Origin of the sequence: Metabacillus sp. Hm71, from assembly GCF_051842955.2 — a bacterium.
GTDB lineage: Bacteria > Bacillota > Bacilli > Bacillales > Bacillaceae > Metabacillus.
In genome coordinates this window covers 3,898,159-3,915,652 of the sequence record NZ_CM200278.1, presented here as the reverse complement: position 1 = coordinate 3,915,652, position 17,494 = coordinate 3,898,159, and the positions used below count along the sequence as shown (strand labels likewise).

Here is a 17,494-nt window from a genome sequence, read left to right as displayed (position 1 = left end):
AACGCTTTAAAAATAAGGTGCTTTAAAGGGATAAAAGAAAATAAAAACTGTCGAAAAGTTCTTGGACGTTTCCGACAAATTTTAGCAAGAGGCAAATAGGTTTTGTGTCATAATTGTCCATACTTGCATTTGTTATATTTTAATAGTTTTAAATTTTATAAAAATAAAGATGGCAGGTGATGATATGACTGAAAGACCGATTCTGCAAATTAAGGATTTAAAGGTATCTTTTCATACAGGCCAAAGTGCCATTACGGCAGTCGACGGAATTAGCTTTGAGTTATTGGAAGGAGAGATTTTGGGAATCGTTGGAGAATCAGGAAGCGGCAAGAGTGTAACATCTTTAGCAACAATGGGATTGATTCCAAGGCCTCCCGGAAAGATTGACCATGGTTCTATTGAGTTTGAAAACAGAGATCTAACAAAGCTAAAAGAACAAGAGTTGCGGAAAATCAGAGGGAATCAAATTGCGATGATTTTTCAGGAGCCAATGACATCTTTAAACCCGTTATTTACGATTGGTAACCAGATAAGTGAAGCACTTCGAATACATACAAGGCTTACAAAAAAAGAACGAAAAGCAAAAACGATAGAATTGCTGCATCTAGTCGGGATACCAAGGGCTAGTGAGGTAATAACCGAATATCCCCATCAGCTCTCAGGCGGCATGAGACAACGGGTTATGATTGCGATGGCAATGGCGTGCAACCCGCGTGTACTGATTGCGGACGAGCCGACTACAGCGCTTGATGTCACCATACAAGCTCAAATCCTCTCGCTTATGAAGAATTTAAATAGAAACATCAATACATCAATTATTCTTATTACACATGATTTAGGAGTCGTAGCTGAGATTTGTGATCGAGTGGTTGTGATGTACGCTGGAGAGATCGTTGAACAAGGGGATGTTAGGACGATTTTAAAAGCACCGCAGCATCCTTATACAATCGGTCTATTAAAGTCAGTTCCAGACCTGCGAGGGAACAGAGGCCGTTTATATAGTATACCTGGAACGATCCTTCGACCTGGTAGTACGCAGAAAGGATGTAAGTTTGCTGAAAGATGTGAAACGTCAAAGAGGCTTTGCTTTGAAGAGGCTCCGCCATTATATCAGCAGAATCTTCCTAACCATAAGGTTCGCTGCTTCTTGCATAAAGGGAAACAGGAGGCTGATAAAGATGTCAGAGTTACTTCTTAAAGTTGAAGGCCTGAAAAAGTACTATCCGATAACTGGCGGACCTTTTGGAAAGAAAAAAGGGGAAGTAAGAGCGGTGGATGACATCTCTTTCTCCTTGAAAAAGGGTGAGACATTAGGGATTGTTGGAGAAAGCGGCTGCGGAAAGTCCACCACAGCCCGATTGGTCATGAGATTAGTAGAGGCTAGTGATGGACAGATCCTCTTTGAAGATAAAGAGATAACCAAACTATCAAAAGCAGAATTACGCAAAACCCGTCGGAATATCCAAATGGTTTTCCAAGATCCATATGCTTCATTAAATCCAAGGCACTCGATTGAAAAAATCCTGGAGGAGCCCCTTATTGTTCACGGGATTGGTTCGAAAGCCGAAAGGAAAAAGCGAGTACAAGAAATGCTTGAAATCGTTGGATTAAGCAGTTATCACGCAAAAAGGTATCCGCATCAATTTAGCGGTGGTCAACGTCAACGAATTGGGATTGCGAGAGCCTTAATGACAAAGCCTAAATTAATTATTGCTGATGAACCAGTATCTGCTCTAGATGTCTCCATTCAAGCACAAATTCTTAATCTGCTTCAGGATATTCAGAAACAATTTCAGCTGACCTATCTATTTATTGCCCATGACCTTGGAGTTGTCAGACATATAAGTGACCGGGTTGGGGTGATGTATTTAGGAAGATTAATAGAATTAGCGAAAAGTGATGAGCTTTATGAACATCCGATGCATCCCTATACAAAAACACTTCTATCTGCTGTTCCTATACCCGATCCTGATTATAAAAGAGAAACAATCACCATTTCCGGAGAGTTTCCCAGTCCTTCAAACCCGCCGTCCGGCTGTGCGTTTCATACTAGATGTCCAGCTTGTATAGATCGTTGTAAAACGGTTAGACCTGAATATCGAAGCATTGATGGTCATTATGTTGCATGTCATTTAGTTAATTAATGGCTTACAGCTTGATGATAAAAAATAAAAACGGGGGTATGTAAGCAAATGAGTAGAAAAAAGGTAAAGTTGTTTTTAAGTTTGGTTTTGGCACTATGTTTAATTGCAGCAGGATGCAATAGCTCAAATCAAGAGGCTGGTACTGAAGGAAAACCATCAGATGATGCGAAAAAGAAGGACGCGCTTGTATTTGGCCGTGGCGGGGATTCGACCTCTTTGGATCCAATCACTACTACTGAAGGAGAGACGTTTAAGGTTACGGAAAATATTTTTGAAACATTGGTTTCGTACGGGGAGCAGGATACAACCTTGCATCCGGGTCTTGCAGAATCATGGACTGTATCAGAAGATGCTCTTACCTACACATTCAAGCTTCGCCAAGGTGTTACATTTCATGATGAGACAGATTTTAATGCAGAGGCAGTTGTCTTTAATTTTAATCGCTGGATGAATGGGAATGAGGACCAGTTTCCATATTACAGCATGTTTGGCGGCTATAAAGGGGATGAGAGTCATGTGATTAAAGAAGTGAAAGCAATTGATGAACATACTGTTCAATTTGTGCTAAATCGACCACAAGCGCCTTTCTTAAAAAATTTAGCGATGTCTCCATTTGGCATTGCGAGCCCGGCAGCTGTTGAAAAATATGGAGAAGATTTTAGAAAAAATCCAGTTGGTACAGGTCCGTTTAAGTTTGTAGAGTGGAAGCAAAATGATCGAATCGTGCTTGAAAAGAATGAAAACTATTGGTTAAAAGGCTATCCAAAATTAAATCAAGTTATCTTCCGTGTGATTCCAGAAAATACGGCGCGGTTAAACGCGTTGGTCAATGGCGAAATCGATTTAATGGACGGTGTGAATAATTCTGATGAAGAAACCATAACAGGAAATGATCAGCTTCAGTTAATCGAAAGACCTTCAATGAATGTTGGTTATATAGGTTTTACGACAAACCGTCCGCCATTTGATAACAAGCTTGTCCGTCAAGCCTTAAGCCATGCGATTGATAAACAAGCGATCATTGATGCGTTTTATGGCGGTAAGGCAGAACCGGCCAAAAATCCAATGCCGCCTTCAATAGAAGGCTATAATGATGAGATTAAAGATTATGAATATGACCAGGAAAAGGCGAAGCAATTGTTAGCTGAAGCCGGATACCCTGATGGATTTGAGATGGATTTATGGGCGATGCCTGTTGCACGTCCATATATGCCGGAGGGAATGAAGGTTGCAGAAGTCATTCAGGCATCTTTCGCTGAAATTGGCGTAAAAGCAAACATCCAGTCCGTCGATTGGGCGACTTATTTAGATAAAGCGGTTAAGGGTGAGTTCGATGCATACATGCTTGGCTGGACTGGTGATAATGGAGATCCAGATAACTTCTTATATACACTATTAGATAAGGATAGTATTGGAAGCAACAACTATTCTTACTACAGCAATGATAAGCTCCATGAAGTGTTGATTAAGGCACAGACGGAAACTAATCAAGAAACACGTAATGAGTTATACAAACAGGCACAAGAAATTATCCATGAGGATGCACCATGGGTTCCTTTAGTTCATTCAACACCTTTATTAGCAGGATCTAGTGATCTTGCAAACTATTTGCCGCATCCGACAGGATCAGAACCTTTAACAAAGGTAGATTTTAAATAAGGATAGGAGGGGGAGAGGACCTCCCCTTTTTACAAAGCCTAAATTATAGAGGTGAATCGATATGGTTGTTTATACTTTTCGGCGTGTATTTTCGTTAATTCCTGTTTTATTTGGAATGACCCTCATTGTTTTTGCCATTATTCATGCGATACCAGGTGACCCGGCACAGGTGATTCTTGGACAAAAGGCAACAAAGGAGGCCATTGCTACCTTAACAAGGGAATTAGGTCTTGATCGGCCATGGTATATCCAATATGTTGATTATCTAAAAGGTCTCCTCACCGGTGATTTAGGAATCTCTTTACGAACGAGAGGACCTATAAATGAAGAAATTTGGCCATATTTGGCTGCAACAATTGAATTAACCGTGGTTGCGATGGTCATCGCTGTTTTTGTTGGAGTGAATGCTGGAATCATTAGTGCCTGGTTTTCTCATTCATGGTTTGATTACCTTGCCATGATTTTTGCTTTAATCGGGGTCTCAATGCCGATATTTTGGCTTGGTCTGATGGAGCAATGGGCGTTTTCGATTGAATTGGGCTGGCTGCCTTCAACAGGAAGAGAAGATGTTAGGAACCCGGTAACGGCGATAACGAATCTTTTTTTACTAGATACCTTGATTCAAGGCAGTATGGATCAATTTGGACAAGTGATTCAGCATCTTATCCTGCCGAGCCTTGCGTTAGCAACGATTCCAATGGCCATTATTGCTAGAATGACACGTTCGACAATGCTTGAGGTGATTAAATCCGATTATATTCGTACGGCTAGAGCGAAAGGTGTAAGCATGTTTTGGGTCGTTTATAAGCACTCTTTGAAAAATGCCATCATTCCTGTCTTAACAGTTATCGGTCTACAAACAGGTCTATTGTTAGGAGGGGCGATTTTAACCGAGACGATTTTTGGGTGGCCGGGAATCGGCAGGTATCTTTATGATGCAATTGGTTATCGAGATTACCCTGTGATTCAATCAGGTATTTTATTGATTGCTGTTATCTTTGTCGTCATTAACCTAATCATCGATTTGTTATATGGATTAATTGATCCGCGAATTAACTACCATTCATAACCAAATAAAGGGGGGGAAATAAGTGGCAGAGCTTGCAAAACAACCATCCATTACAACCTCCGAGGTTAAGTTGGAGGGATTATCTCCATGGAAAGAAGCGGGGAAAGCTTTTTGCCGAAATAAATTAGCGTTAATTGGATTAGGGATAGTTCTCTTCTTTATTATTCTGGCCTTGCTTGCACCGGTTATTGCACCGTATGCCTTCAAAGATCAAGAATTATCCAAAAGGCTGCTAGCTCCTTCTAGTGAGCATTGGTTTGGAACAGATGACTTCGGCAGAGATATTTTTTCCCGAATTGTTTATGGAGCGAGAATCTCTTTATGGGTCGGTTTTTTCTCAGTGTTGGGGTCAGCAATTGTTGGGACAATCTTAGGGATTGTTGCCGGTTACTATGGTAAATGGGCAGACACGATCATTTCACGATGTTTTGATATCATGCTTGCTTTTCCGAGTATTTTGTTAGCGATTGCTGTTGTTGCTATTCTTGGACCATCATTGCAAAATGCGTTAATCGCGATTGCCATTATCAATATTCCCAACTTTGGGCGGCTTGTCAGGTCAAAGGTTTTAAGTGTCAAACAAGAAGAGTATATAATGGCTGCCAAAGCAATCGGGATGAAGGATAGGCGCATTTTATATATGCACATCCTTCCCAATTGTTTGACACCGATAATTGTTCAAGCAACACTTTCGATTGCTACAGCGATTATTGAAGCTGCTGCACTTGGATTTCTCGGTTTAGGGGCTCAAGCACCAGCACCTGAATGGGGAAAAATGCTCGCTGATTCAAAACAGTATTTAGTTCAGGCGCCATGGACACTATTTTTTCCTGGAGTTGCCATCATGTTAACTGTATTGGGATTTAATTTGATGGGTGACGGCTTACGCGATGTATTAGATCCTAAAATGAAGCAATGAAATTATGATACAAGCCCATAAAGGCGATAAGTCTTTAGGGCTTGTTGTAGTTTTGGTCATAAAGCAGTTATTCACTCAATTGGTCTATTTTCACTTTTAGCTTCTTACACTATAAAGTAGAGGCTAAAGGGAGGGAAGGACATGTATATTGATGGTGTTTTATCAGGCGGAGGGATTAAAGGCTTTGCCCTGATTGGTGCATATCAAGCGCTTGAGGAAAATGGCTATAAATTTAAGCGCTTAGCAGGGACGAGTGCTGGCTCTATTATCGCTGCCTTTATTATTGCCGGATATACTGCTGAGGAAATAGCAGAGATGATGGAAGAAGTTGACCTAACAATGTTTCTTGATGAACGAAAATCCTTTTTGCCGTTTGCTTTCATGAAATGGATATCTTTGTATTGGAATCTTGGACTATATAAAGGAGCTAAACTAGAAGAATGGATTATATCAAAGTTGAAAAAGAAAGGAATTACTACATTTGCCGATATTCCAAGCGGTTCACTTCGAATTGTTGCCTCTGATTTAACAAATGGCAGACTAATCGTGCTGCCTGATGATCTTCATAAATATGGAATAAATCCTGAATCGTTTTCTGTAGGAAGGGCAGTAAGAATGAGTTGCAGCTTACCTTATTTTTTTGAACCTGTAAGGCTTGCGAGCTCGACAGGAAGTAATATCATTGTTGATGGGGGAGTGTTAAGTAATTTTCCAATTTGGCTGTTTTATCAATCGAAAAAGTCGATTAAATCGAGGCCGGTCCTGGGGATCAAATTAAGTTCAAATGAAAAGGAGCGGCCTAAAAAAAAGATTCGTAATGCATTTGACATGTTTGGTGCATTATTTGAAACGATGAAAGATGCACACGACAGTCGGCACATTTCAAGCAAACATGAGAAAAATATTATTTTTTTACCTGTCGATCATCTTGTTTCAACGGAATGGAACTTAAATGAAGAAAAAAAACTAGCTCTCATTGAGCTAGGTAGAAGTCGAACAATCGAATTTCTTAAAAGTTGGACCTATTAGAAAAATGCACGGTTTTTCTTTTTGCCTTTTTTCCCTTCAATCACCGTTAAATGTGATGGTTGTCTTTTCTTTTTAATGGCAGAGGTTTTTGTTGATTTTTTAGCATGGGCTATGTTTCTGACATTTGAACCACGGCTGCTGCGGTCGTCGAAACGTCTTTTTGAACGCTTTGCTGCTCTGGCATAGGAGGAATACTCCTTACCTAATTTCCGTTTCATCACCATTCGATAGACGAGATAAATAATTCCAGCAATAGCAGCATAGATCGCAATTTGTTTTAATAGCCACAACGGATCAGATAGTAAAGTTGATATTAATCCAACTGCACCTAATAAAATAATTGCCAAAACGATTCCATTCACCACACGACGATTCATATAACCACCTCCGATAAAAGATACCAATCAATATGAATAAAACCAATTTTATGCTATACCTCACAGGGTAAATGAAGGAAACTGCTTTATATTTATAGAAGTGCTAACGGAACAACAAAAAACGAAATGTCTATATTTCTATTTATTCATTTTAAATTCGTGTCGTTCCGTCTTTTTTCCTTCAAAAAAGATGAGATTAAACGATTTGTTCTGATAATGCTGTTTCTGTTTCCTTTTCTTTACGCATAAGCTCATTAAAGCTTGCAATCGCGACTTCAACCTGGTCATCTGTTGGCTCTTTCGTAGTTAACAGCTGGAGCCAAAGTCCTGGATATCCTAAATATCGTAAGACAGGTACATCACGAAGCTTATTTGTAAGCTGTAATACTTCAAACGAAATCCCTAGAACGACTGGAATAAGTGCTAAACGGTTAACGATTCGCAGCCACAATGGATCCAAAGGTACAAGAGTATAAACGAAAATACCGACGATCACAGTAAACAAGATGAAACTGCTGCCGCATCGGTAATGCAGCCTTGACTGACTTTGTACATTTTCCACTGTAAGCGGCAAGTTGTTTTCATACGTATTGATGACTTTATGTTCAGCCCCGTGATACTGGAATACGCGTTTAATCAATGGTGTGAAGGATATAGCATATATATATGCTAAAAGCAGCACGAGTTTGAAAGCACCTTCTACTAGAATTTGCCCGAAATCTGATGGCACTAGCGGGCGCATAAAATGTGCAAGGAACACAGGAAGAAGGGTAAAAATTACTTTTCCGAAGAAAAATGAGATAACCCCTACAGCGGCAATCCCAAGCCACATCGCCATCTTTGATTCGTTTTGCTTCTTTTCTTCTGCCATTTTTTCATCATCTTTAGGGTCAACTTCAAAACGCTCTGTTGAAAAATTTAAATGCTTAGAGCCGTTGGCACTAGCCTCAATAATCGCTACAATCCCCCGTAAAAAAGGAATCTTTTTAAGCTTTGATAATACGGGTTGATTTTTTCTTTTTAAATGAAAGAAATCAATGGATTGATCCGTTCTGCGGATTGCCGTTACATAATGATGCTTGCCACCGAACATAACACCCTCAATTACAGCTTGCCCGCCATATGCAGGCTTTTTTTGATTTGACATGAGACACCAACCTATCTATTCTGTTTATCCATAATCTGTCTCAAAGGATCTAACACCTTTGGTTATAAGACAAACTTTGTTTAGTTATTATCTATATAATACAGAATTTAGAAGGAAACCTCTAGCGTGATATTTGCAGGTAAGCTCATTATGTCTTCGTTTGTGCTCTTTTTTTAAAAATAATCGTCCAAGGGAATTTTCTGCTGGAAATAATTCCTTTATTTACATTATACCCATGCTTCTATTTACTAGACATGTAATTTTCATTTAAGTAAAAAATAGGGAAAAAACATGACTTTTATAAAAATGGACATAGTAGTAAATGGAGGTGCAGTGAAATGGCAGATGATAAAAAGAAGACAGATGATGTAAAGGAAGAAGACAATCCTCGCTTTGAGCAAAACAAAAGGGAAAAGCCTGTATCACAAATAGGGAAGGTGATTTCAACAGGTTTTATAGGCGGTGTATTTTGGAGTTTACTGGCATACTTAGCTTCTATTTTGAACTATACCGAAATTAAACCGAGTCTTATCCTCCAGCCAATTGCTTTAGGTGATTGGAAAAATGGAACACTTGGCGAATTTATTAGCATAGTATTAATCGGAGTTATCTCTATTGGAGTTGCATTGGTTTATTACGCCGTATTAAAGCGGTTTACCTCAATGTGGATTGGAATCGCATATGGAGCAGCCTTATGGGGACTTGTTTTTTTTATTCTCAACCCGATGTTCCCGGACCTTAAGCGAATTTTTGAATTGCCAAGAGGGACAATTGTGACAACAGTCTGCCTTTATATTTTATATGGTCTTTTTGTCGGCTACTCGATTTCATTCGATTATAATGAGTTAAATACAAATAATGAGAATTAGATCATAGTGTGAAAGAGATGAGTTGTGATAGAATGTTCATTAGCTGAACATTCTTTTTTTTCGTAAAAAAGAAATTAATGATGAAAGATAATTTTCTTATGAAAAGGGGTGCAAGAATTGTCATGAAGATTTTAATTATAAATGGTCCAAATCTCAATAGACTTGGATTGCGTGAGCCTGCCATTTATGGTTCAGAAACGTTAACAGATTTAGAAAAGAAATTATTGTCGTTTGGTGAAAAAGAACAGATAGAAGTAACTTGTTTTCAATCAAATCATGAAGGAGATATCATCGATGCCATTCATGAAGCAGAAGGTCAGTTTGATGGGATTATTTTGAACCCAGGAGCATTTACACATTATAGTTATGCGATCCGTGATGCAATTGCAGGAGTAACACTCCCGGTTATTGAAGTACATATATCAAATGTTCACGCTAGAGAGGAATTTCGTCACACATCTGTAACAGCTCCAGTCACAATCGGACAAATCATCGGTCTGGGATTTAAAGGGTATGAACTGGGAATGCTGGCATTAAAGGAGAGAGCAGGAGGAGGTAACTAATGATTAAATTAGAAAAAATCCGCAATCGATTCAAAGATTTATCAATTGATGGACTATTAATTACAAGTAAATTTAATCGCAGATATATGACAGGGTTTACAGGTACTTCTGGTGTTGCCGTCATTTCTTTAGATAAAGCTGTATTTATAACTGATTTCCGTTATACAGAGCAAGCCGCAAAGGAAGTAGAAGGCTATGAGATTGTCAAGCATACCGGACCTATCATAGAAGAGGTTACAGCCGTTGTTAAACAATTAGGGATTAAAAGGCTTGGTTTTGAGCAGGATCATTTAACCTATCAAGCTTATGCATCCTATAAAAATGCATTAACAGATACAGAATTTTTACCAGTGTCAGGTGCGGTTGAAAAGTTACGCTTGATTAAGTCATCGGCAGAGATTAAGATATTAAAGGAAGCAGCTGAGATTGCTGACGCTGCATATAAGCATATTTTAACGTTTGTAAAACCTGGTTTAAAAGAAATTGAAGTTGCAAATGAACTTGAATTTTTTATGAGAAAAAATGGTGCTGAATCCTCATCCTTTGATATGATTGTTGCTTCAGGCTATCGTTCTGCTTTGCCGCATGGTGTAGCAAGTAACAAAGAAATTGAAAAAGGTGATTTTGTTACACTTGATTTTGGTGCATACTACAAAGGATACTGTTCAGATATCACGAGAACGTTTGCCGTAGGCCAGCCAAGTGATGAGCTGAAGAATATCTATGCGATTGTTCTTGAAGCACAAATGCGCGGCATGAATGGAATAAATCCAGGTATGTCAGGGAAAGAGGCAGATGCTCTTACCAGGGACTATATTACTGAACAAGGCTATGGTGAGTATTTCGGACATTCAACTGGCCACGGTTTAGGAATGGAAGTCCATGAAGGACCTGCTTTATCCTTTAGATCTGATACAATTCTTGAACCAGGCATGGTGGTAACTGTTGAACCTGGGATTTATATAGCTGGTCTAGGCGGCGTCAGAATTGAAGATGATACAGTAATTACAGAAAGCGGAAATGAGTCGCTTACTCATTCACCAAAAGATCTTATTATTTTGTAATAGGGAATACTTTTACATATAAAAATAGAGACTAACTTAACAAGTTTAAGGTAGAATCTTTACATCCCTTATTTAAGCTATTAGGAGGACTTTTTTCATGATTTCAGTTAACGATTTTCGTACAGGATTAACGATTGAGGTGGATAACGGCATTTGGCGCGTCATGGATTTCCAGCATGTTAAGCCAGGTAAAGGTGCTGCATTTGTTCGTTCAAAACTACGTAATTTACGCACAGGAGCTGTTCAAGAGAAAACGTTCCGTGCCGGTGAAAAAGTAGCAAGAGCTCAAATTGAAACACGCAGAATGCAATATCTTTATGCAAATGGCGATCAACATGCATTCATGGATACAGAAACATATGACCAAATTGAATTATCTTCAGCTCAAATTGAATATGAATTAAAATTCTTAAAAGAAAACATGGAAGTACAAATCATGATGTTTGGTACAGAGACATTAGGTGTTGAATTGCCAAACACAGTCGAGCTGGAGGTTGTAGAAACTGAGCCTGGCATTAAAGGTGATACTGCATCAGGCGGCTCTAAGCCAGCTAAGTTAGAAACTGGTTTATCTGTTCAAGTTCCATTCTTTATTAATGAAGGGGATCGTTTAATTATTAATACGGCTGAAGCTTCTTACGTTTCACGTGCATAGACAATAAAATTAAAGAAGAGGTGTCCATTTAGGGCGCCTCTTTTTTATATGTAACAAATAATTACACTCCCTGTATAATTCCTTTTTTATTTAAATATCAACCTTCTTTGTCTAAATCTCCGCCCTCTCGCATATGGTGTACAAACTATATTTTAGGAGGACCACATGAAACGATTTTTCTCTCATTTTGATTCAACGGTTTTAACGATGGCTGGTTTACGCTTTATGTCCGCTTCAATTGAATTAACCGCAGCTATCTTAATGTTAGTGTTCAATGATGTAAAAAAAGCGGTTACAATTAATTCGCTACTTGCCATTGTGGGTCCGGTTATTTTTATTGTCACAATGACAATTGGGATCTTTCATATTGCCGACCAATTGTCATATGCAAAATTGATTTTTATCGGCTTGGGTGTATTTTTTATTTTATTCGGCATTTATAAGTAGCGGTAAAAATCATCAGGACAATTAAGTCATGAATGTGGTCAAGCATGCATACATTGAAAGTAACGAATAGCCTTATAGGAGGAAGCTGTGTGAAAGAAATTATTGAGATGCTTCCGGATTCAATTAGTCATCAGATTAAGAAACTACATCCTGCTAGTATTGCTCGAATTGAAGAGATACGTATCCGTGTGATGAAAAGGGTGGAGGTTGTTATCATGGGTAAACCTGTTTTCCTATCGTCTATTACAACGTATGAAGATTCGATCAATCTTTTAAACGAGCTAAGCCAATATTCAATTTATACACTGGAAGAAGAGTTGAAAAAGGGATATATAACGGTTTGCGGAGGACATCGTGTCGGCCTTTCTGGACGAGTGATTACAGAAGGTGGACGAGTTAAAGCGATTCGGGATGTCACATCCTTTAATATCCGGATTGCAAAGGAAAAGCTTGGAGTTGCTGAAAGGTACATTCCTTATTTATATGATGGGAAATGGTTGAATACGCTCATCATTGGACCGCCGCAAGCAGGGAAAACGACTTTGCTCAGGGATCTTGCAAGAATTATAAGCAGTGGTTTTCATCAGATCGAATCAAACAAGGTAGGCATTGTTGATGAACGATCGGAAATTGCAGGATGTGTAAAGGGAGTTCCGCAGCATCAGCTTGGTGAACGGGTTGATGTGCTGGACGCGTGTCCAAAAGCTGAAGGCATGATGATGATGATTCGTTCCATGAGTCCTGATGTATTGATTGTAGATGAGATAGGAACGAAGGAAGATGCAGAGGCTGTTATGGAAGCCGTACATGCAGGTGTTCAGTTATTTGTAACTGTACATGGATACCATGCCGGTGACTTAATGAATCGCCCAACACTAAGGACGTTATTTGAAGCGAAAGTGTTTGATCGATACTTGGAGTTGTCTAGAAAAAACGGCCCTGGAACCGTTCAGCAAATTCTTAATCAGCATGGAGAACAGTTAAATTTAGAAAGAAGTGTGACCAAATGATTAAGTGGATGGGTGCAATCCTCATTATTCTTGCAACAACATGGGCAGGCTTCGAAATGGCAAAGCATTTTAGTGAAAGAACGAGGCAGCTCAGACAATTAAAGGTAGCCCTTCAATCATTAGAAGCAGAGATTATGTATGGGCATACGTCATTAATCGTTGCGGCTCAAAATATCTCAAAGCAATTACCTAAACCATTATCATTGTTTTTTGAACAATTCGCCAACAAGCTTGTCAAAGGCCATACGAGTGTAAAAGGGGCCTGGGAGGAAAGTCTTCAAAGCATTTGGAACATGACCGCATTAAAACAGGGTGAATATGAAGTATTGAAACAGTTTGGCGAAACACTTGGTCAGCATGATCGAATCTCACAGCAAAAACATATCAAGCTAGCGCTTTCACACTTACAGAGAGAAGAAGCTGATGCCATTGATCGGCAAAATCGCTATGAACGTATGATGAAAAGCTTAGGTGTTTTAGCAGGATTGCTCGTTGTAATATTACTGATGTAGAAGTGGAAGGGAGTCGTCGAAGGTGGGCGTAGATATTAATACGATCTTTCAAATTGCCGGGATAGGAATCGTCGTTGCATTCCTTCACACCATATTAGATCAAATGGGGAAAAAAGAATATGCACAATGGGTGACACTCATAGGCTTTATTTATATCTTGTTCATGGTTGCATCAATTGTAGATGATTTATTTAAAAAAATAAAATCGGTCTTTCTTTTCCAAGGGTAAGGAGGGGACAGTTATCGAAATCATTCAAATCGTCGGACTGGGCTTAATCGCCACCTTTTTAGCCCTAATCGTAAAAGAGCAAAAGCCTTCCTTCGCCTTTATGCTTGTTGTATTTGTTGGCTGTGTGATTTTTTTATTTTTAATTGATCAAGTGTATGAAATTATACGAATGGTTGAACGAATTGCGATAAATGCGAATGTCAATCTTATTTATGTTGAAACCATCTTAAAAATTATCGGGATTGCCTATATTGCTGAATTTGGGGCGCAAATCACAAAAGATGCGGGACAAGGTGCGATTGCTTCAAAGATTGAGCTTGGAGGAAAGATCCTGATCCTGACAATGGCAATTCCGATTTTAACCGTCATAATTGAAACTGTTCTTGGAATGATTCCAGGTTCATCTTAATGGTTTAGGATTAGTTGGAGGTGGATTCATGAAAACGGCGCTTTCCCTTATTTTTATTACTTTTTTTCTAATCATCCCAATAAATGTACAAGCCTCTGAGACACCCCAACAAACAGAACAGACGGAACAAGCTGAACTGCCTAATGCCAGCGTGCTGGTTGAGGAGCAGATAGAAAAGCTCGATGTGGAGGATATAAGAACCTATTGGGATAAAGTGATGACAGAATATGGCGGCTTTTTACCTGAAAGCCAAAAAGGAAGTTTGCTGCAATTTTTAAGCGGGGAAAAGGAACTATCCTTTCAGGAATGGATGAAAGCCTTTTTGCAATTTTTATTTCACGAGCTAATTGCCAATGGAAAATTATTAGGTACTTTAATTCTTTTAACGGTTTTCAGCATGCTTTTGCAGTTATTGCAAAATGCATTCAATCAAAGCACGGTAAGCAAGGTTGCCTACGCGCTAGTCTATATGGTTCTGATCATTATTGCGCTGAATAGCTTTCATGTTGCGATTCAATATACAAACGATGCCATTCACTCTATGACAAATTTTATTCTTGCGTTGATTCCGCTGTTATTAGCTTTAATGGCTTCTTCAGGTGGACTAGCCTCTGCTGCTTTTTTTCATCCGGTTATTATCTTTTTAATGAATACGAGCGGGTTGTTGATTAAGAATATTGTGCTGCCGCTGCTATTTCTTTCCGCCTTATTAAATATTGTTAGTACCTTAACAGATCAATACAAGGTTACACAGCTTGCAGGACTTCTTAGAAATATCAGCATTGGTCTGCTTGCATCGTTTTTAACCATTTTTCTCGGTGTTATTTCGGTCCAAGGGGCCTCTGCAGCGGTTACGGACGGCATAACGATTCGAACGGCAAAATTCATTACCGGAAATTTCATTCCTGTGCTCGGCAGGATGTTTACCGATGCAACGGATACGGTTATAAGTGCATCCATCTTGTTAAAGAATACGGTCGGGGTGATAGGGGTTGCGATCCTGTTATTTATTGCGGCATTTCCGGCGATTAAAGTGTTATCACTTGCGTTTATCTATAAACTAGCAGCCTCGATTCTCCAGCCACTTGGCGGTGGTCCTGTTATCACTTGCCTTGACATCATTAGTAAAAGTGTTATCTATATCTTTGCAGCTTTGGCTATTGTTTCACTCATGTTTTTTTTAAGCTTAACCGTCATCATCGCTGCAGGAAATTTAACGATTATGATGAGGTGAGGAGGAATCCGCTTTGGAGTTTTTAACAGATTGGATTACCAATATCATTGTCTTTATTTTACTAGCCGTAGTCATTGATTTACTTTTGCCAAATTCTTCTATGCAGAAATATGCAAAAATGGTGATCAGCTTATTATTGATTATCGTCATCATCAATCCAATCTTCACCTTATTTTCTGCTGATATGACAGAAATCCTCTCAGAATTTCAATCTGCTGGTCCATCGCAAGAAAATGAAGTAAAAAATTCAATAGAATTTCAGAAAAAAGAAATACAAGCCTCACAACGTGCATATATTTTAGAACAAATGGCTGTCCAAATGAAAACGATGGTAAAAGAGGAGCTGGTGAAAAACTATGATGTAACGATTGATAAAATCCTTCTTTCCGAATCCGCACAAGCAGATATCATAGATTCGCATAAGGATCTGCAGCATATTAAGGTCATCTTGGAACCGAATGTAGCAACGGAGGAAGCTAACAAAGATGGAGTAGAGGCGGTAGAAGAAGTTGAACCTGTTTCAATTAACCTATCAAAGGATGTTGAAACTGCTACAGAAACAAAGCTCAATTCCGATGACATTACAGCATTTCTAGCAAAAATATGGGAAGTACAAGAAGAAAAAATCTCACTCGAATTGGAAGGGGGGGAGGAGTCATTAAATGAGCAGTAAAGATAGCTTCATCCAAAAGCTAAAGTCGTTACTTGGCCAGTCAGATTCTAAGAAACCATCAAAATATCAATATTTTGTCCTTGTTTTTGTATTAGGGATTGCGTTTATGCTTATTAGCAATCTATTTACTGGTAATGACCAGGAAAATAATGCACTTCCAGTTTCTTCTACCTCGACTGAAGAAAGTACAGAAGTGTTTAAGCAAACAAAGGGAGAAAATACTCGCACTATATCTGATTATGAAGCAGAATATGAAAATCAATTAAAAGAGGTATTAGAAACGATTTCTGGTGTAGGGAATGTATCTGTAGTCGTAAATGTTGACTCGACAGGACGAAAGGTGGTTGAAAAAGACAGTGTCAATCAATCACAAGTCACTGAAGAAACCGATCCAGAAGGCGGTAAAAGAGTCGTAGAAGATAGTTCATCAGATAATAAGGTTGTCATTATTCAAGAGGGTGAAAAAGAGACTCCGATCATCGTAGAAACAAAAAAGCCTGAGATTCGCGGTGTTTTAATTGTCGCCCAGGGTGCTGACAACATTCATATAAAGCAAACCATAGTTGAGTCGGTTACGCGTGTTTTAGATGTACCTAGCCATCGTGTAGCCGTTGCTTCGAAAAAAATAAAGGAGGATGAATAGATGATGTTGAAAAAACAAACGGTGTGGTTGCTGACAATGTTAAGTTTAGTGGTGGTGCTATCTGTTTATTACGTGACATCTCCTGAAGGGGATCCTAGCAATGTCGTCATGACTGAAAACGAAAAAGAGGTTACTGAAGATACAACAGCGGAAGAAGAAGTAGCCGAAGAACAGCCTGCTGCAGAGGAAAAACAACCGGCAGAAGAAAAACAGCCAGCTGAAGAAAAACAACCGGCAGAGGAAAAGCAGCCAGCTGAGGAAAAACAACCGGCAGATGAAGGTAAAGATGGTGAAAAAGGCACATCTGAAGGGGAAGCAGAAGAAGAATCTACAGAAGGTGAAGTTCAAACAGAAGAACTTGAAGATGGTACAGTTATTTCCCAAGTGTCTAGTGATGAATTATTCGCAGAATTACGACTGGAGCTAGATGCCAATCGCAGCAAATTAGTCGAGGATTTAGAAGCAACTGTTGCAAGCAATGAAGCAACTCCTGAAGAAAAAAGCAAAGCAAAAGATGAAATGGAAGCATTAGCGGAAGCAGCCAAAAAAGAAGCAACACTTGAAACACTTATTAAATCACAAGGCTATGATGATGCTTTAGTACGTGCAGAAGGCGACGAAGTCAAAATTACTGTTAAAGCAAAAGATCATGACGCGTCCGCAGCTAACAAGATTTTAAAGCTTGTTAGAGATGAAATGGACAATACAGATGAAGTGATTGTAACATTTGAACAATAAATAAAAAGAACATAGTGATTAAAAAGGTCCTATAGAGTAGACACTTTAAATGTCTGCCCTATAGGTTTTTTGTTGTATTAGAATTTAAATCTTAAGAATGTTAG

21 protein-coding genes are annotated in these 17,494 nt (G+C 38.9%); 19 read left to right on the top strand and 2 right to left on the bottom strand.

Annotation, left to right across the window (positions count from 1 at the left end; all coding sequences use genetic code 11):
* Nucleotides 1-184 precede the first annotated feature (184 nt).
* The 6 genes from ACSVDH_RS19385 to ACSVDH_RS19360 all read left to right on the top strand — a co-directional run bounded on the left by ACSVDH_RS19385 (nucleotide 185) and on the right by ACSVDH_RS19360 (nucleotide 6,820).
* Nucleotides 185-1,198: an ABC transporter ATP-binding protein gene (locus ACSVDH_RS19385; protein ID WP_439250202.1), complete on the top strand. Its 1,014-nt coding sequence runs from the start codon at nucleotides 185-187 to the stop codon at nucleotides 1,196-1,198.
* Nucleotides 1,179-2,144 carry an ABC transporter ATP-binding protein gene (locus ACSVDH_RS19380; protein WP_439250203.1) on the top strand — a complete coding sequence of 322 codons (966 nt, stop codon included), beginning with the start codon at nucleotides 1,179-1,181 and terminating at the stop codon, nucleotides 2,142-2,144. The genes ACSVDH_RS19385 and ACSVDH_RS19380 overlap by 20 nt, the downstream gene beginning before the upstream one ends.
* A 48-nt stretch (nucleotides 2,145-2,192) precedes the next feature.
* A complete protein-coding gene (locus ACSVDH_RS19375) occupies nucleotides 2,193-3,803 on the top strand; it encodes an ABC transporter substrate-binding protein (RefSeq protein WP_439250204.1) in 1,611 nt (536 codons plus the stop codon).
* A gap of 61 nt (nucleotides 3,804-3,864) precedes the next feature.
* On the top strand, nucleotides 3,865-4,872 hold the full coding sequence (locus tag ACSVDH_RS19370) for an ABC transporter permease (protein WP_439250205.1): 1,008 nt from the start codon (nucleotides 3,865-3,867) through the stop codon (nucleotides 4,870-4,872).
* A 22-nt stretch (nucleotides 4,873-4,894) separates the two neighbouring features.
* Nucleotides 4,895-5,791, top strand: a complete 897-nt coding sequence (gene nikC / locus ACSVDH_RS19365) for a nickel transporter permease (RefSeq protein WP_439250206.1) — start codon at nucleotides 4,895-4,897, stop codon at nucleotides 5,789-5,791.
* A 141-nt stretch (nucleotides 5,792-5,932) separates the two neighbouring features.
* Entirely contained in the window at nucleotides 5,933-6,820 is an 888-nt protein-coding gene (locus tag ACSVDH_RS19360; protein ID WP_299088020.1) for a patatin-like phospholipase family protein, read from the top strand.
* Here ACSVDH_RS19360 and ACSVDH_RS19355 read toward each other — a convergent pair.
* Nucleotides 6,817-7,197 carry an SA1362 family protein gene (locus ACSVDH_RS19355; RefSeq protein WP_299088022.1) on the bottom strand — a complete coding sequence of 127 codons (381 nt, stop codon included), beginning with the start codon at nucleotides 7,195-7,197 and terminating at the stop codon, nucleotides 6,817-6,819. The two genes, ACSVDH_RS19360 and ACSVDH_RS19355, sit on opposite strands and share 4 nt — an antisense overlap.
* A 196-nt stretch (nucleotides 7,198-7,393) precedes the next feature.
* The gene (locus tag ACSVDH_RS19350; RefSeq protein WP_439250207.1) at nucleotides 7,394-8,344 is read right to left on the bottom strand and encodes a DUF1385 domain-containing protein; all 951 of its coding nucleotides are present in this window, start codon (nucleotides 8,342-8,344) and stop codon (nucleotides 7,394-7,396) included.
* A 338-nt stretch (nucleotides 8,345-8,682) separates the two neighbouring features.
* On the opposite strand from ACSVDH_RS19350, the gene ACSVDH_RS19345 reads away from it, so the two are divergent.
* The 13 genes from ACSVDH_RS19345 to ACSVDH_RS19285 all read left to right on the top strand — a co-directional run bounded on the left by ACSVDH_RS19345 (nucleotide 8,683) and on the right by ACSVDH_RS19285 (nucleotide 17,390).
* Nucleotides 8,683-9,213: a YqhR family membrane protein gene (locus tag ACSVDH_RS19345; RefSeq protein WP_439250208.1), complete on the top strand. Its 531-nt coding sequence runs from the start codon at nucleotides 8,683-8,685 to the stop codon at nucleotides 9,211-9,213.
* 122 nt (nucleotides 9,214-9,335) lie between these two features.
* Nucleotides 9,336-9,776, top strand: coding sequence for a type II 3-dehydroquinate dehydratase (gene aroQ / locus ACSVDH_RS19340; RefSeq protein ID WP_439250209.1), 441 nt, complete (start codon nucleotides 9,336-9,338; stop codon nucleotides 9,774-9,776).
* Nucleotides 9,776-10,840 carry a M24 family metallopeptidase gene (locus tag ACSVDH_RS19335; protein ID WP_439250210.1) on the top strand — a complete coding sequence of 355 codons (1,065 nt, stop codon included), beginning with the start codon at nucleotides 9,776-9,778 and terminating at the stop codon, nucleotides 10,838-10,840. Before aroQ ends, ACSVDH_RS19335 begins: the two co-directional genes overlap by 1 nt.
* Nucleotides 10,841-10,937: 97 nt before the next feature.
* On the top strand, nucleotides 10,938-11,495 hold the full coding sequence (efp, locus tag ACSVDH_RS19330) for an elongation factor P (RefSeq protein ID WP_299088032.1): 558 nt from the start codon (nucleotides 10,938-10,940) through the stop codon (nucleotides 11,493-11,495).
* A gap of 165 nt (nucleotides 11,496-11,660) precedes the next feature.
* A complete protein-coding gene (locus tag ACSVDH_RS19325) occupies nucleotides 11,661-11,942 on the top strand; it encodes a YqhV family protein (RefSeq protein ID WP_046513370.1) in 282 nt (93 codons plus the stop codon).
* A gap of 89 nt (nucleotides 11,943-12,031) precedes the next feature.
* On the top strand, nucleotides 12,032-12,952 hold the full coding sequence (gene spoIIIAA, locus ACSVDH_RS19320; protein WP_439250211.1) for a stage III sporulation protein AA: 921 nt from the start codon (nucleotides 12,032-12,034) through the stop codon (nucleotides 12,950-12,952).
* Complete coding sequence (gene spoIIIAB, locus ACSVDH_RS19315) at nucleotides 12,949-13,464, top strand: stage III sporulation protein SpoIIIAB (protein ID WP_439250212.1); 516 nt, start codon at nucleotides 12,949-12,951, stop codon at nucleotides 13,462-13,464. Before spoIIIAA ends, spoIIIAB begins: the two co-directional genes overlap by 4 nt.
* Nucleotides 13,465-13,486: 22 nt before the next feature.
* Nucleotides 13,487-13,693, top strand: a complete 207-nt coding sequence (gene spoIIIAC, locus ACSVDH_RS19310; RefSeq protein ID WP_026558844.1) for a stage III sporulation protein AC — start codon at nucleotides 13,487-13,489, stop codon at nucleotides 13,691-13,693.
* 13 nt (nucleotides 13,694-13,706) lie between these two features.
* The gene (gene spoIIIAD, locus ACSVDH_RS19305) at nucleotides 13,707-14,102 is read left to right on the top strand and encodes a stage III sporulation protein AD (protein ID WP_197089554.1); all 396 of its coding nucleotides are present in this window, start codon (nucleotides 13,707-13,709) and stop codon (nucleotides 14,100-14,102) included.
* 28 nt (nucleotides 14,103-14,130) lie between these two features.
* A complete protein-coding gene (spoIIIAE, locus tag ACSVDH_RS19300; protein WP_439250213.1) occupies nucleotides 14,131-15,336 on the top strand; it encodes a stage III sporulation protein AE in 1,206 nt (401 codons plus the stop codon).
* 13 nt (nucleotides 15,337-15,349) lie between these two features.
* Nucleotides 15,350-16,009, top strand: a complete 660-nt coding sequence (spoIIIAF, locus tag ACSVDH_RS19295; RefSeq protein WP_439250214.1) for a stage III sporulation protein AF — start codon at nucleotides 15,350-15,352, stop codon at nucleotides 16,007-16,009.
* Nucleotides 15,999-16,652, top strand: coding sequence for a stage III sporulation protein AG (gene spoIIIAG / locus ACSVDH_RS19290; protein WP_439250215.1), 654 nt, complete (start codon nucleotides 15,999-16,001; stop codon nucleotides 16,650-16,652). Before spoIIIAF ends, spoIIIAG begins: the two co-directional genes overlap by 11 nt.
* Complete coding sequence (locus ACSVDH_RS19285) at nucleotides 16,653-17,390, top strand: SpoIIIAH-like family protein (protein WP_439250216.1); 738 nt, start codon at nucleotides 16,653-16,655, stop codon at nucleotides 17,388-17,390. It begins immediately after the preceding gene.
* The last annotated feature ends 104 nt before the right edge of the window (nucleotides 17,391-17,494 follow it).

What these genes read in the sequence shown, in the direction of transcription:
- ACSVDH_RS19385 (WP_439250202.1), top strand. Translation starts at nt 185, where the DNA reads ATGACTGAAAGACCGATTCTGCAAATTAAGGATTTAAAGGTATCTTTT.
- ACSVDH_RS19380 (WP_439250203.1), top strand. Translation starts at nt 1,179, where the DNA reads ATGTCAGAGTTACTTCTTAAAGTTGAAGGCCTGAAAAAGTACTATCCG.
- ACSVDH_RS19375 (WP_439250204.1), top strand. Translation starts at nt 2,193, where the DNA reads ATGAGTAGAAAAAAGGTAAAGTTGTTTTTAAGTTTGGTTTTGGCACTA.
- ACSVDH_RS19370 (WP_439250205.1), top strand. Translation starts at nt 3,865, where the DNA reads ATGGTTGTTTATACTTTTCGGCGTGTATTTTCGTTAATTCCTGTTTTA.
- ACSVDH_RS19360 (WP_299088020.1), top strand. Translation starts at nt 5,933, where the DNA reads ATGTATATTGATGGTGTTTTATCAGGCGGAGGGATTAAAGGCTTTGCC.
- ACSVDH_RS19355 (WP_299088022.1), bottom strand. Translation starts at nt 7,197, where the DNA reads ATGAATCGTCGTGTGGTGAATGGAATCGTTTTGGCAATTATTTTATTA.
- ACSVDH_RS19350 (WP_439250207.1), bottom strand. Translation starts at nt 8,344, where the DNA reads ATGTCAAATCAAAAAAAGCCTGCATATGGCGGGCAAGCTGTAATTGAG.
- ACSVDH_RS19345 (WP_439250208.1), top strand. Translation starts at nt 8,683, where the DNA reads ATGGCAGATGATAAAAAGAAGACAGATGATGTAAAGGAAGAAGACAAT.
- aroQ (WP_439250209.1), top strand. Translation starts at nt 9,336, where the DNA reads ATGAAGATTTTAATTATAAATGGTCCAAATCTCAATAGACTTGGATTG.
- ACSVDH_RS19335 (WP_439250210.1), top strand. Translation starts at nt 9,776, where the DNA reads ATGATTAAATTAGAAAAAATCCGCAATCGATTCAAAGATTTATCAATT.
- efp (WP_299088032.1), top strand. Translation starts at nt 10,938, where the DNA reads ATGATTTCAGTTAACGATTTTCGTACAGGATTAACGATTGAGGTGGAT.
- ACSVDH_RS19325 (WP_046513370.1), top strand. Translation starts at nt 11,661, where the DNA reads ATGAAACGATTTTTCTCTCATTTTGATTCAACGGTTTTAACGATGGCT.
- spoIIIAB (WP_439250212.1), top strand. Translation starts at nt 12,949, where the DNA reads ATGATTAAGTGGATGGGTGCAATCCTCATTATTCTTGCAACAACATGG.
- spoIIIAE (WP_439250213.1), top strand. Translation starts at nt 14,131, where the DNA reads ATGAAAACGGCGCTTTCCCTTATTTTTATTACTTTTTTTCTAATCATC.
- spoIIIAG (WP_439250215.1), top strand. Translation starts at nt 15,999, where the DNA reads ATGAGCAGTAAAGATAGCTTCATCCAAAAGCTAAAGTCGTTACTTGGC.
- ACSVDH_RS19285 (WP_439250216.1), top strand. Translation starts at nt 16,653, where the DNA reads ATGATGTTGAAAAAACAAACGGTGTGGTTGCTGACAATGTTAAGTTTA.